The organism is Sphaerochaeta associata (genome assembly GCF_022869165.1).
Classification (GTDB): domain Bacteria; phylum Spirochaetota; class Spirochaetia; order Sphaerochaetales; family Sphaerochaetaceae; genus Sphaerochaeta; species Sphaerochaeta associata.
The window spans coordinates 3,510,935-3,523,543 of sequence record NZ_CP094929.1 but is presented as its reverse complement, the minus strand read 5'-3'; the positions used below and the strand labels follow the sequence as shown (position 1 = coordinate 3,523,543).

General features: G+C 52.0%; 13 protein-coding genes. 10 read left to right on the top strand and 3 right to left on the bottom strand.

Annotation, left to right across the window (positions count from 1 at the left end; translation table 11 throughout):
• Position 1: 1 nt before the first annotated feature.
• Positions 2-907, bottom strand: coding sequence for an aldo/keto reductase (locus MUG09_RS16350; RefSeq protein ID WP_244772502.1), 906 nt, complete (start codon positions 905-907; stop codon positions 2-4).
• Positions 894-1,829 carry an NUDIX domain-containing protein gene (locus MUG09_RS16345; RefSeq protein WP_244772501.1) on the bottom strand — a complete coding sequence of 312 codons (936 nt, stop codon included), beginning with the start codon at positions 1,827-1,829 and terminating at the stop codon, positions 894-896. Before MUG09_RS16345 ends, MUG09_RS16350 begins: the two co-directional genes overlap by 14 nt.
• Positions 1,830-1,944: 115 nt before the next feature.
• On the opposite strand from MUG09_RS16345, the gene deoC reads away from it, so the two are divergent.
• Both deoC and MUG09_RS16335 read left to right on the top strand, forming a co-directional pair.
• Positions 1,945-2,610 carry a deoxyribose-phosphate aldolase gene (gene deoC / locus MUG09_RS16340; protein ID WP_244772500.1) on the top strand — a complete coding sequence of 222 codons (666 nt, stop codon included), beginning with the start codon at positions 1,945-1,947 and terminating at the stop codon, positions 2,608-2,610.
• Positions 2,597-3,739, top strand: coding sequence for a thymidine kinase (locus tag MUG09_RS16335; protein ID WP_244772499.1), 1,143 nt, complete (start codon positions 2,597-2,599; stop codon positions 3,737-3,739). The genes deoC and MUG09_RS16335 overlap by 14 nt, the downstream gene beginning before the upstream one ends.
• A 60-nt stretch (positions 3,740-3,799) precedes the next feature.
• Here MUG09_RS16335 and MUG09_RS16330 read toward each other — a convergent pair whose 3' ends face one another.
• Positions 3,800-4,678, bottom strand: coding sequence for a sugar phosphate isomerase/epimerase family protein (locus MUG09_RS16330; RefSeq protein WP_244772498.1), 879 nt, complete (start codon positions 4,676-4,678; stop codon positions 3,800-3,802).
• A 55-nt stretch (positions 4,679-4,733) separates the two neighbouring features.
• On the opposite strand from MUG09_RS16330, the gene MUG09_RS16325 reads away from it, so the two are divergent.
• The 8 genes from MUG09_RS16325 (at position 4,734) to MUG09_RS16290 (ending at position 12,608) form a co-directional block, all read left to right on the top strand.
• Complete coding sequence (locus tag MUG09_RS16325; protein ID WP_244772497.1) at positions 4,734-6,095, top strand: glycoside hydrolase family 28 protein; 1,362 nt, start codon at positions 4,734-4,736, stop codon at positions 6,093-6,095.
• 442 nt (positions 6,096-6,537) lie between these two features.
• Positions 6,538-7,191 carry a reverse transcriptase domain-containing protein gene (locus MUG09_RS16320; protein ID WP_244772496.1) on the top strand — a complete coding sequence of 218 codons (654 nt, stop codon included), beginning with the start codon at positions 6,538-6,540 and terminating at the stop codon, positions 7,189-7,191.
• A 149-nt stretch (positions 7,192-7,340) separates the two neighbouring features.
• Positions 7,341-8,804, top strand: coding sequence for an IS21 family transposase (gene istA, locus MUG09_RS16315; protein ID WP_244771474.1), 1,464 nt, complete (start codon positions 7,341-7,343; stop codon positions 8,802-8,804).
• Positions 8,801-9,592: an IS21-like element helper ATPase IstB gene (istB, locus tag MUG09_RS16310; RefSeq protein ID WP_244771475.1), complete on the top strand. Its 792-nt coding sequence runs from the start codon at positions 8,801-8,803 to the stop codon at positions 9,590-9,592. Before istA ends, istB begins: the two co-directional genes overlap by 4 nt.
• Complete coding sequence (locus MUG09_RS16305) at positions 9,582-9,947, top strand: hypothetical protein (RefSeq protein WP_244771476.1); 366 nt, start codon at positions 9,582-9,584, stop codon at positions 9,945-9,947. The genes istB and MUG09_RS16305 overlap by 11 nt, the downstream gene beginning before the upstream one ends.
• 96 nt (positions 9,948-10,043) lie before the next feature.
• The gene (locus MUG09_RS16300) at positions 10,044-10,883 is read left to right on the top strand and encodes an IS1634 family transposase (RefSeq protein ID WP_244772495.1); all 840 of its coding nucleotides are present in this window, start codon (positions 10,044-10,046) and stop codon (positions 10,881-10,883) included.
• Positions 10,884-10,891: 8 nt separating this feature from the next.
• A complete protein-coding gene (locus MUG09_RS16295; RefSeq protein ID WP_244772494.1) occupies positions 10,892-11,287 on the top strand; it encodes a hypothetical protein in 396 nt (131 codons plus the stop codon).
• 166 nt (positions 11,288-11,453) lie between these two features.
• Positions 11,454-12,608: an ADP-dependent glucokinase/phosphofructokinase gene (locus MUG09_RS16290; RefSeq protein ID WP_244772493.1), complete on the top strand. Its 1,155-nt coding sequence runs from the start codon at positions 11,454-11,456 to the stop codon at positions 12,606-12,608.
• The last annotated feature ends 1 nt before the right edge of the window (position 12,609 follow it).

Here is a 12,609-nt window from a genome sequence, read left to right as displayed (position 1 = left end):
CCTACCACCTATGACCAAAATAGTTGTCCCAAGAAGAAGGCGCACAACAAGTGAGCGTTCGGGCCCTTTCATCCAACAACGATTTCTCCTCTTCGTCAAGTTCAAGGTTGGATGTCTGCAGCAGCTGAGACAGCTGCTCCTTGTTTCTTGCCCCTGCAACTATGGTGGAAAATCCTTGGCTTCTTGCCCATAGGAGTGCAAGTTGGGCGCTTGTACATCCCTTGCGTCCGGCGAGCCTGGCTAGTTCATCCAAGAGTGAACGGAATTGTACATGGGCTTCAGGGCGGAATACGTACAGGTTCTTGCGCCCGTCATCAGGCGCACCGGAGTGGTTGCCTCCTAAAAGTCCCAGTCCCAGGGGACTGTACCCGACCAACCTCATTCCGTGGTCGAAGGCATACCGACGGTATTGGTCCATCGAGCGCACCCAGAGAAGAGAGCAGGGGATTTGCAAAACGGTGAGAGGGAGGTCTTCCCATTCAGCCAGATAAGAGAGTGGAATATTGCACGCTCCCACCTCTCTGACCAATCCTTCCTTGATGAGAGAGCAGGCGGCGCTCATGATGGGTTTCATGGTAAGCGCGCTGCTCGGCCAGTGAAGGTAGAGGATGTCCAGATATTCGGTCTTGAGCCGCCTCAGGCTCTTGAGCACATCATTGCGTACCAGATCCGGCGTCTTGGGCATGAACTTGGAAGCCACGTGCAACGTGTTTCTCGGTTGCAAGACCGAGGACAGCAGTTGTTCACTCAAGCCGTTTCCGTACGAGGGAGCGGTATCGAAATGTATGATGCCGCTCTTCAGGGCGAGGCGCAGGACGGCACGACTGGCGCTTTGGTCCTGGTCGGTCCAAAACCCGTAGGAGGCTCCGAACTGCCAGGTTCCCAGGCCTAGCTCACTCTTGTTCATCGTCCTCTTCAAAGACGACGTTCTTGTTCACCATGGTCTGTCCGTCGAAGATGAAGAATCCCTCGAACTTTTTTCCCTCGAGAGCGGGAGGCAGCCAATGCAGGTCGTCCTCCCACATCTTGTCGTAGGGAATTTCACTGACAGGACACCAGAAAGGACGGGCCTCGTCGGTCTCCTGCATCTCTCCGGTATAGGAATCGGCAAAGTAGACATAGCCGCGTTCACTCAATCCATCACGGAACTGGAAGTTGAGCTTTCCAACGAGTCTGAGGTTGTCCACCTCCAAATGGGTCTCTTCCTTGAACTCCCGCTTTGCAGCTTCCAAGGCTGTCTCGGTTTCCTCGATATGGCCGCCAGGAGCGTTGACCAGACCACGGCCGAGGCCTGTCTTCTTGTCGATCAAGAGGACTTGGTCATCCCTAAAGAGGTAGGTAATCACACACACTTCCTTCGGTTCCCAAAGATCCCAGTCGATTTGTGCAACCGAAGAAGCATCCTTGTCGGTGTCGATTACGGCAGGCTCATCAATGGGTTTCGGCTTCTTGGCTTCTTCCTTGACCGCTTCTTCTGGATGAGCCGTGTTGTAGCAGCTTTGGCAGAGGTTGTCGTCATGACCGATGATGTGATTGAAATCCAGACGTTTGTTGCAAGATGCACAATGCAGTCTGAAGGGAAGGGCTTTGTTTCTGAACACGTAGAGGAGAACGACACAGAGTGCCAATACCAGCCAAGCCCAGTTATGGTTCAGCTCCCTCGCCAAAATTGTTACCACTCCTACCTCGAAGAGCAGGAGGATGGAGGCAAGATAGATGGTCGCGAACCGTTTTTTCGTGGTTCCCGGAATTTTCCGCTGGGCAAAATTGAGCAAAAGGATGGCAATCAAAGCCCAGGTATAGTATTGTTCGATGGTTTGAAGAATCATGGTGCTAGGGTATAGCGTGCTCCTCCCTTCGTCAAGCTTGGGATGCTATTCTCGTTGCTTGCACACCCTTTTTGGAGTAAGCTTGCAGTAGTACCAGATGCTTTGGAGGTTGCCAATGAAACAAGATGATATCGCCAAGTATATCGACCACACGGTGCTCGCTGCCAATGCGACTCGCGACAAGATTGAACAGATTTGCAAGGAAGCAGACCAGTACAAATTCGCATCAGTCTGCGTTAACAGTTGCTGGGTTGCCTTGTGCGCCAAGCTCTTGGAAAAGAGCGAGGTGAAAGTGTGCACCGTGGTTGGATTCCCGTTGGGCGCCATGTCCAGTGAAAGCAAGGCCTATGAGGCCAAGAAAGCGGTGTTGGCTGGAGCCGACGAAGTTGATATGGTCATCAATATCGGATACCTGAAGAACCACGATGATGATTTGGTACAGGATGATATTGCCATGGTTAAGGCAGCCTGCGGAAAGGCGGCGCTGAAGGTTATCATCGAGACCTGCCTGCTTACCGATGAAGAGAAGGTACGAGCCTGCAGGCTCGCCAAGGCCAGTGGTGCTGATTTCGTAAAGACATCAACCGGCTTCTCAACCGGAGGAGCTACAGTGGAAGATATCAAGCTGATGAGAAAGGCTGTCGGAGCGGAGCTGGGTGTAAAAGCTTCAGGCGGAGTACGCACCTATGCCGATGCCCGTGCCATGATCGATGCAGGGGCCACCCGGATTGGAGCTTCGTCCAGCATTGCCATCGTAGAGGGGCAGCATGGGGCGAATTGAGCATAAGAGCGGGGGGACGGATTTCCTCAAGAGCCTGGGATTTCCCACCTTGGATGTTCACGATACGTTCTCCCATTTTGATTTTACCCTGCCCGGACGCCGGGTCCTGTTGATTGGGCCCATGGGGTCCGGGAAAACTGAATTTGCTGCTCGCGTCTGGCGTGATGCAGCCATTGCCCAGAAAAAGGGCGAGAAGGTCAGGATGCTGACCAGCAGCGGTGAGGTGGACCGTCGTAAGGTCTTCTTCATCCGCTCCGAGATTGATGGTGCCCGATTCACCGAATATCCGGAGGACGCACTCTGCTATCGCAGCGGCTATGTAAGCTGTGGTCAGAATATCGCCAAAATACGCGACTCTTTCGGGTTGGAGCAGGTGTTGGCCGACAACCCCACCGTGGGGACGTTCATCATCGACGAGGCCTCCTTTTTTGACGAGCGGTTGGCGTATGTGGTGCGCAACCACAGTTATGAACGGGGGGTGATGTTCATATTTCCCACCCTGATCCTCAATTTCAGGCGGGATTTGTTCAACTCCACCGCCCGCTTGATGCTTGACATCGCCACCGACGTCATTCCTCTGACCGCCTATTGCGAGCATTCCGACTGCATCAATGATGCCTTCTATACGTATCGCTACTATCAGGTGGATGGTCAGGAGTGTCCGGCTCTCTACTTTGATCCTTTGATCATCGTCGGGGGTGATTCCCACAAGGACAGCTCCCTGGAACCGAATTACGCCGCCAGATGTGACGAGCACCACTACCTGCCGGGCAAGGAGTACACCTTTTTCCATCTCAAGCCGCTTGGGGAGATGGCCGCCCGTGGGGAAGAGAAGCCCTTGCTTGCCGAGCTTTCCGCCCTCAAGGGTGATATCGAGCACTCGATGCTCTATCAGAACTTCTGTGAACGGTATAGGGGAAAGCGGGATGAGGAGATTTTCTTCAACGCCCTCAAGCCGCAAAATATTGCCGAGAAGGCGCTCATTTTCCTGTTCTGCGAGCAGAACCTGGTGCCCGAGGAACTGTTGCTTCGTCTGGTCTCGCACTTGGATTTGGATACCGCCTATCTCTCCAAGGTGCTTGCAGACAATAAGCGTCCGGTCTCATTCGCACAGCCCTTCCTGTTCTAGAAGGGCTGAATTGTACAAAAACGTGTCATTAAAGAGCCTTGAGCGCTATGAGGGCGTGCTTCAGTATGTTCGTAGGAGAGCCAGGGTCTCGTTCAAGGTGGAGACAGTCAAATCCTCAAGCAGGGCGGGTACTTCGATGTTCCTTCTTCTGAGCTCGGAGAAGAGGAACTTCCAGTCGAGCACCCCTTGTCCTACCGTCAGGTCCCCGATCTTGAAGCCCTGCTCGTTGAGTCGGTAATCTTTGACGTGGATTGCAGCAATCTTGGAGCCGAAGGCGTCAAGCGCACTGCAGAAAAAGTCTTTCTGTGCTTGGGGTGAAGGAATTCCGCGACACGCGCCATCCTGTTCGGCAATGCCGATCCAGGGAACCAGGTTGGTCGGGTCGTAGATGACCTTCAGGTGCGGGGTGTCGAACTTTTCCACCAAATCAGCCATTCTTTTAATGGTACTGATGGTGTGCTGCTTGCTTACCGCCTCGACCCCGACGATGGCATCGTACTTGACTGCAGCTTCCAAAAGTCGCTCGATGCTTCGATAGAAGACGTCAAGAACCTTTGGATCGGCGGTGTCCGGGTTGTAGGAGCAGTCCGGAGTAAGGGAGCCTGTTTCTGTTCCGACGAGAGGACAGCCGAGGAGCCTGGCATACTTAAGGTGGCTCTCGAATCTGCTCAACTGTTCGTCCCGTACCGCCTTGTCCGGATGTACTGGATTGATGTAGCATCCGAAGACGCCGACGTAGGAGCCGTGGACGGCAAGTGCTTCTCGGATCGATACGATGAAAGCCTCGGTATACGCACTGGCGTCCGGGGCGTTTCTCAGGACCTTCTTGAGGGCCAGCTGGATGGGAATCGAGGTTCCGTATCTGCCGACCTCGCTGGCGAGGTCCTCGATGGAGTTGAATGTGCCCAGGTCATGGGCTCTTAGTCCTATCTGTTTCATGATGAGAATTGTAGGTGCTATAATCGGAAAAGTAAAGGAATGTGAGGAGAGTGAGATGCGACAGTACACGTTGAGAAGCTTCGGGGCCGTCGGCGATGGCCTGAATAATGATAGTGAGGCCTTTGTCAAGGCTTTCGGTGCACTCTCAGAGGGAGGAGTGCTCCACTTAGAGGAGGGAACCTATCTGACCGGTCCGTTGCATATCAGGGCAAAGAATCTGGTCATTGAGCTGGATAAAGGTGCAGTCATCAAGTTCATTGCAGATGAAACGCTGTATCGGCCGGTGTACTCCCGATGGGAAGGGGTGAATTGCTACTGCATGCACCCCTGCGTGCTCATTGAGGAGGCAGATGGACTAATCGTCCGCGGTGAAGGCGTCCTTGATGGAAACGGCGGATGGTGGTGGGAAGCAGCAAATCGGAAGCGCAACAGCCAGAAAGGGCCGGTTTCCCCCTTGGAACACGAACTTGCACTCCTGAATCCCGGTTATGAGAGCCAGAGCGGTGGCGGAGGAGGGCGGCAGAGCCAGTTTTTGCGTCCTCCCTTGGTGCAGATCCTTCACAGCAACAATGTGAAACTCGAAGGTCTTACCCTGCAGAACAGTCCATTCTGGACGTTGCATCCGCTGTACAGCACAAACCTCATTTTTCGGAGTTTGACCATCCTCAATCCCAAGGATGCACCCAATACCGATGGAATCGATGTCGATTCATGTCGTTTTGTGACCATCAAGGAGTGCTTTGTGGATGTTGGTGATGATGGTATTGCACTGAAGAGCGGCAGCGGCCCCGATGGGGTTGCCACCAACATGCCTACCACCGATGTCCTCATCGAGGGATGCACCGTAAAGAGCGCCCACGGAGGGGCTGTCATCGGCAGTGAGACGGCTGCAGGCATCAGGGATGTGAGAGTAAGGGATTGTTTGTTCGATGGGACCGACAGGGGTATCAGGATCAAGACTCGAAGAGGTCGAGGAGGTGCCATTGCCAATCTTCATTTCGAATCAGTACGAATGAAGAGAAATCTTTGTCCCCTCACCTTGAACATGTACTACCGTTGCGGCAGCCTCGATAAGGAGGATTTCTCATTGGAGAAGAAAGCGATCACGTCCACAACACCGAGCATCGAACAGGTTGTCATTGAAAACTGCATCAGTGAAGATTCCACCTCATCGGCGGCTTTCATCGTCGGTCTTCCTGAAGCACCCATCAAGGATTTGGTGATTCGCAACTGCACCTTCACGGTGGCCAAGACAGGGCTTACTCCTGTTGAGGAGAGTGAGATGTATGAAGGCCTTCCCGAGCCCGTAGGGAGGGGAATCAGGCTGAGAAATGTGCAGCTGTCCATGCATGACGTACAGGTGGAGGGGGTGGAGACTGCCTTGATAGTCGAGGACGGGGTACAACTCAAGGAATAGGTGGTAAGCTTGGCTTACCAGTATCTAGTGCGCTCGGTATGAGCATATCTCTAAAGGGTGAAAGTCCCGAGTACGGGTGATAGCGCCAAGTACATAGCCAAGGGCAAGGGTGTCCTCTGTGAGGAGGAATCTGAAGAAAGCCGGCGGCAAACTTCTGGCCTGACGAACAGAAATCCCATAAGGCATTTCCCGGTGGATAAGGTTGCTAGTCAAACCGAAGTCCGAAGGCTATACGGAACCGGGGGTGTAAATGGGGCAGGCGGATGGAAGGAAAGAGGATGTTCTTACCCGAGGAGGTCTTGCAGATGAGCCTAGGCTATCAACGCCAAGGATGGCGAAAGCCCTGAATAACCAAGAATAGGGGCCAGTCTCTGCAAGAAGTCAGATGAAGGCATAGTAGGGGGAAACCCTGAAGGCCGGAACGTCAGGAGGGACGTAGTAAATGAAGGATACCTCGCTTATCGAAGACGGCAGAACCTGTACACGTAGTGGTGGCAGACCCGGGACACTGGAAGCACGGAATGTGGAAGGTGGACAGGGGGAGCCGAGAGGGTGTGGGATGTCTGAAAACAACACGACCGACGCAAAACGAACGGATTTGCTCGAAAGGATACTGGACAGCCGGAACCTCCAGAAGGCGTACGACAGAGTGTGCGCCAACAAGGGGAGCGCCGGGGTGGACGGTGTCGGGACGGACGGGCTGCTCAGCCAGATAACGGCGATGGGGCTCGAAAATCTCAAGGGGCAGATTCGGGAGGGGAAGTACCGTCCCAAACCGGTCCTAAGGGTGGAGATACCTAAGGAAGGGGGCAAGACGAGAAACCTGGGAATCCCAAGGGTCATGGACAGGATGGTGCAGCAAGCCATCGCCCAAGTGCTGTCCGAAATCTATGAACCCGAATTCAGTGAACACAGCTATGGCTTCCGACCCGGGAGGGGTGCCCTTGATGCACTGAGGCAATGCCTCGCGAATGCAAACGAGGGGTACGACTGGGTGGTCGACATGGACTTGGAGAGGTTCTTCGATACGGTAAACCACTCGAAGCTCATCCAAGTGCTCAGCGAGAAGGTGAAGGACGTGTGTAGCGTAAACTAAAAATCCCTAGAAAGATCACTTCATCTTCCTTGGTCTGATCACGGGAAATTCCCGGGATTGTTCAAAGGGACAGTTGAGAAGCTGCCCTTTGGAAAGTAACCTTTGATGTAGAAACAAATACATTAAAGGAGAAAGGAGAAGTGCTCAACATGTCCCAAATCAATTGTATCAGAGATTTGAGGAAAGAGGGATACTCAGTGGCAAGGATTGCCAGGGAAGTATCGGTCGATGAGAAGACGGCGAGGAAGTACCTCTGCATGGAAGACTTCTCACCGAAGCCGCCTCAAAAGAAGGAGGGGTTGCCCAGCAAGCTGGACCCCTACAAGCCGCAGATAGACGGATGGCTTTCCAACGATGAAAAGGAGAATTCGAAACAGCGCCATACCGCCCAGCGCGTCTATGACAGGTTGGTGGAGCTGCATCCGGAATTCGGTTGCTCCTACCCAACGGTATCGCGGTATGTGAGGAAAACACGTGCACAACGCTCGAGTTACAGGGCCTGCCAGGAGCTGGTATGGCATCCGGGTGAGGCCCAGGGGGACTTCGGCGAGGCGGACTGCTATGAAAGAGGCGTCAAGCAGCGCAAGCATTATCTTGTCTGCGTGTTTCCGAATTCAAATGCGGATTTTCCCCAGATGTTCAACGGAGAGACCAGCGAATGCATCTGCCAGGGCTTTCAGGACGTCTTTGAGTTCATCGGCGGAGTCTTCCCCCTGGTTGTGATAGACAATGCCACCGGAGCAGGTCGTCGCATCGGGCAGGAGATACGGGAAGCGAAGCTCTTCGCCCAATTCAGGGCTCACTACGGCTTCTCCATACGATTCTGCAGTCCGGGTAGTGGATGGGAAAAGGGGTGCGTCGAGAATAAAATCGGCACGGTCCGCAGGAACCGGTTCGTTCCCCTGCCCGAGTTCGACGACCTGCAGCAATACAACAAGGGCTTGCTGGAGCAGGCGACGAGCTTTCAGGGAAATACCCATTACAAGAAGAACACAATCATAGGCGAGCTTTTCGAACAGGACCGCGAGGCACTGCTGCCGCTGCCCCGACACCGTTTTGATGTCTGTCGGTATGTGTACGCCAAGGCCGACGGGTACGGGAAGGTGGAGATTGACGGCAACCACCATTACTCAACCCGTCCCGAATACCGGGGAAGCGAAGTGCTGGTGGGCATCCGGGCCCACACCGTCGACATCTATGACGAGAAGCGCAAGATCCTGGTGAGCCACGTCCGCAAATTCGGCAAGGAGCGGTCCGACAGCGTCGACCCAAGAACCTCCATGGCCGTACTCATGAGAAATGTGGGAGCGTGGCCCAACAGCGGTGTGAGGGAGATGGTGTCCTCCCCCGTACGCGATTATCTCGATGCGCTGGACAGGGAATCGCTGAAGGATGCCCTGCGAACGATGAACCTGCTGAGCGAGCGCTACAGCTTCGAAAGAGCACTTGATGCGTTCGACCTGGTGCTGAGGAACCCCGGCAACGCCCCGTTCAGCGATGCAATGGTGTTTGCGGCGAGGATGGCGGAGTTCGGGGACCAAACCGACCTGGACGCCGGTCCCGACCTTTCGTTGTACGACCAGCTTCTGGAACAACGGAGGGTGCAGCCATGATGATGACTTCAACCATCCGCATCCAACGTAGGGAAGAGATATCGGACATGTGCCGGAAACTGTTCCTTTCCCAACAACTGGTAGCGTTGTGCCAGCAGGCAACGCCGAGGCAGGAAGAGTTCCTGCATGACGTGCTGTCAATGGAGGTGGAGAGCCGGGAACGCTCAAAACGCTCCAGGCTGCTCAACCGGGCCCGGTTTCCCATGCCCAAGAGCATGGAAGGCTACGACTATTCTCATGTGCGCCTGCCGCCTTCCATTACCAGGGTGGAACTGGAAGGCTGCGAATTCATTGGCAGGAAGACCAACCTGGTCTGCTATGGACCGGTGGGAACCGGGAAAACGCATATGGCCATAGCACTGGGGATGAAGGCCTGCGAGATGGGCCTTGCAGCCCGGTTCTATACGGTGACCGAGCTGGTGCTGAAACTGGCCGAGGCACGGAAGAACGGAGTCTTGGAACGCTTGGTGTCGGACATACGCAGACTGGATCTGCTCATTCTTGATGAGTGGGGGTACGTACCGGTGGACAAGGAGGGGTCCCAGCTCCTGTTCCGCATCATCAGCGACAGCTACGAGAGCAAAAGCCTCATTCTTACGACGAACCTCGAGTTTTCCAAGTGGGGTGGCATCTTCACCGACCAGCAGATGGCTGCAGCAATGATCGACAGGCTCATCCACCATGGGCACCTGCTTGTGTTCGAGGGGCAGAGCTACCGGATGGAGCATGCATTGATGCGGAAGACCGCATCCGAGCGGTCGAAAGGGGGTGACGAACATGGTCGTTGACAAACAATACTTGCGTGAATTGCGTTCGTGTTACCGATACGACGGTACAAAATTCACCGAGGAGCTCGAGCAGATCATATTGGACCGGTTGGGGATAGAACCCAGCCCGCATGAATACTCGGAACAGGACCTGCATGAGCAGGCCAGAAAGATAGTAATGCAGTACCAAAGCCCTGAAGGAAGGCTTCGACTGTTGTACGGCTTGGACAAGATCGAGAACGAGATGGCTTACCTGGGCAACAAGCTTGCCTACCTGAAAGGTAAAATTGCACATCAGCTGCATGGGGAAACGGATCCAAACGTGATCTTTGTGATTGAGGATGAATATGAGGATGTCCCTGATTACAAGCCATAGTTTCTGGATATCTGCATAGATTCCTGTGCAGATGATAAAACCCGGGAATTTCCCGTGATTAGACACGGGATTCCCTGGTGATTAGACCAAGGATTTTTGCTTGACAAAACACAGCTTTGGATTGCCAAGCAGGCGAAGAAAAAGGCACTGCTTTTCGATATAACCTCGATTTCGTCCTATGGAAAAAACAACACCTATGTGGAGCGGGGGTACAACCGGGACCACGAGAACCTGAGGCAGATAAACCTCGGCCTGCTCAGCGCCCACTCGTCGAACGTCCCTCTCTGGTACTCGGAATTGCCCGGGAGCATGTCCGATTCACTCGTCCTCGACCATGTGCTGCGCAGCCTGGAAAAGCTCGATGTGAAGGACATCAACCTGGTCGGCGACCGGGGCTTCTACAGCGAGGCGAACCTCAGGAACATAGCGGATAAGGGACAGAAGTTCACCATCCCCGTCCCCTCCAGCCTCAAGTGGCAGAAGGAATTGATCGACAAGGTCAGGCCCTCAATCCGAAGACCCGCCAACATCATCCGCAATCCCGAGGACGACAAGTCCTACATCTATGGCGTCACCGACTACAAGACCGAGTCCTACGGCAGGACCTGGAGGCATGTCTACTTCGACCCCGTCAGGAAGGAGCAGGACATCGCATCGCTGATGCTCAAGCTGCGGAAGTGCGAGGAGGAGCTTGCAAGCGGGGCTGCCTTCGAGAAACACAGGAACCTGTACGACACCTACTTCACCGTCAAGGATACACCCAAGAGGGGAAGGAAGGTCAGCCTCAACGAGCAGGCCGTCAATGCCTACATCGACGGCTACAGCGGGTTCTGGATCATCCTCACCAATGCGGAGAAGGATGCATCGAAGGCTCTGGGGCACTACAACCGCAGGTGCGACATCGAGTTCCACTTCGACGACATGAAGAACCTGTGAGCGGTAAGATGTTTTTACCATCAGAGAAAAAACTCCTTGACATTCACAAGAACCTCTTGGACTGCAACAGGCTCAACGTGCACACAGAGAAGACCATGAAGGGCAGGCTTTTCGTCAACTTCATCACCCTCATCCTGCTCAACGACCTGAGAGGCAAGGTCTCGGCCATCAAGCCCAGGGACAGGAAGTACTGGGATTTCAAGGACATGTTGAACAAGGTGTCGACCTATTCCAGAATCCACTTCACCGGCACCTACAAGGACCTGTGGACGGTACCCACCAAGGCCCAGAGGCTGATCTTCAGCCTCTTAAAGATAGAGTACCATTGGAAGGGAAAGATAGTGAATCTTGAGAAGCCAATAGAGCCTGAAAATGATGACGAACAGGAAGACGAGGAGACCTGATATAATTAGGTCGGGAATTTGAGATACTTACAGATTTATTAATGAATCTAGATAATTTGAAAACTGACTTTTTCTTTCATAAATAATCATTCATATTGCATAATTAATACTGTTTTTATCATTGACGGGGTAATCTGTTCTAAAGTATGCTATATATGAGGGTTTGATGCAGAATAAACATAGGATTGCACTAGGTTTCGGTAATAATATTGATCGTTTAATTACTATGAACTCTTCATTATTGCAAGAAAGTATTGATCGTCTTCATATTCATGGTGATGATATCAGGTTCTATGCCAAATTGCAGACAGAAAAAGAGGTTCTCTGCACACTTTTAGATTGCATTATACATCAAAAAGGCGGAGAGTATTATATTTGGAATCCCCAAGTTCTTGAACAATTATCTGAAAATTTTCCTTATATTGAATCGATTGGAGGAACAGCAGCAAGGGCTGCTAACTTACTCGTGAAGAATGGACATAAGGTTTTGCTTCATTGTGTGTCTTACACAGATGAAGATAAAGAATTTATTGATTCTTTTGTAGAAGTGGTTACCAGTTATAAAAATGAGGAGTTAAGGCATCATTACATTATTCAGTTCAACCAAGGTTTACAAGTACAGGTTGATCAGCAAATTATTATAGCATTGCAGTCAAATAGGATAATTATTAATAATAATCCTGTAGTTCGAAACATGCGAATTAATTATGATTTCTTTTTTCGTGCACAAGATTATGAAGTTCTTTTACTCAGCGGATTCAATGCTATTCATGATGTAAGAATCCTTGAAACTCGTCTTTTGGAGATATTGAATCAAATATCATTATTGAATAAGAATTTAACTATCATCTATGAAGATGGATGTTTTCATAAGCCTGCTTATCGAGAGTTTGTTATTGATTACCTTTGCCCTTGCCTTTCCATCTATAGTATGAACGAAGAAGAATTGATGGAACTTGTACATGGGCCTTTATTAACGGCTGAACAAAAAATCCAGTCAATTATGTCTGTCAGACAGATGCTTGGAGTACCAATAGTAATTATTCATACACAATCGTATGTGATTGCCTGTGGGGAAAATGCATTGAGAATTAAGAAAGCACTTCAGACAGGGGTTGATTTTGCGACATGCCACCTTCTCAATCAGGCAAAAATCCCTATGAATCTGCCTTATTGCCCGGAAGGATTAATAATGCAAAAGTTTTGTGAAAAAAATGATAATCTATGTTGTGTTCCAAGTTATGCAATACGAGAAAATTGCCTTACCACTATTGGATTGGGAGATGCCTTTATTGCGGGTTTGCTCTCAGTAGGAGTATAGG

What these genes read in the sequence shown, in the direction of transcription:
- MUG09_RS16295 (WP_244772494.1), top strand. Translation starts at nt 10,892, where the DNA reads ATGTTTTTACCATCAGAGAAAAAACTCCTTGACATTCACAAGAACCTC.
- MUG09_RS16305 (WP_244771476.1), top strand. Translation starts at nt 9,582, where the DNA reads ATGGTCGTTGACAAACAATACTTGCGTGAATTGCGTTCGTGTTACCGA.
- deoC (WP_244772500.1), top strand. Translation starts at nt 1,945, where the DNA reads ATGAAACAAGATGATATCGCCAAGTATATCGACCACACGGTGCTCGCT.
- MUG09_RS16345 (WP_244772501.1), bottom strand. Translation starts at nt 1,829, where the DNA reads ATGATTCTTCAAACCATCGAACAATACTATACCTGGGCTTTGATTGCC.
- MUG09_RS16290 (WP_244772493.1), top strand. Translation starts at nt 11,454, where the DNA reads ATGCAGAATAAACATAGGATTGCACTAGGTTTCGGTAATAATATTGAT.
- istB (WP_244771475.1), top strand. Translation starts at nt 8,801, where the DNA reads ATGATGATGACTTCAACCATCCGCATCCAACGTAGGGAAGAGATATCG.
- MUG09_RS16330 (WP_244772498.1), bottom strand. Translation starts at nt 4,678, where the DNA reads ATGAAACAGATAGGACTAAGAGCCCATGACCTGGGCACATTCAACTCC.
- istA (WP_244771474.1), top strand. Translation starts at nt 7,341, where the DNA reads ATGTCCCAAATCAATTGTATCAGAGATTTGAGGAAAGAGGGATACTCA.
- MUG09_RS16325 (WP_244772497.1), top strand. Translation starts at nt 4,734, where the DNA reads ATGCGACAGTACACGTTGAGAAGCTTCGGGGCCGTCGGCGATGGCCTG.
- MUG09_RS16320 (WP_244772496.1), top strand. Translation starts at nt 6,538, where the DNA reads ATGAAGGATACCTCGCTTATCGAAGACGGCAGAACCTGTACACGTAGT.
- MUG09_RS16350 (WP_244772502.1), bottom strand. Translation starts at nt 907, where the DNA reads ATGAACAAGAGTGAGCTAGGCCTGGGAACCTGGCAGTTCGGAGCCTCC.
- MUG09_RS16335 (WP_244772499.1), top strand. Translation starts at nt 2,597, where the DNA reads ATGGGGCGAATTGAGCATAAGAGCGGGGGGACGGATTTCCTCAAGAGC.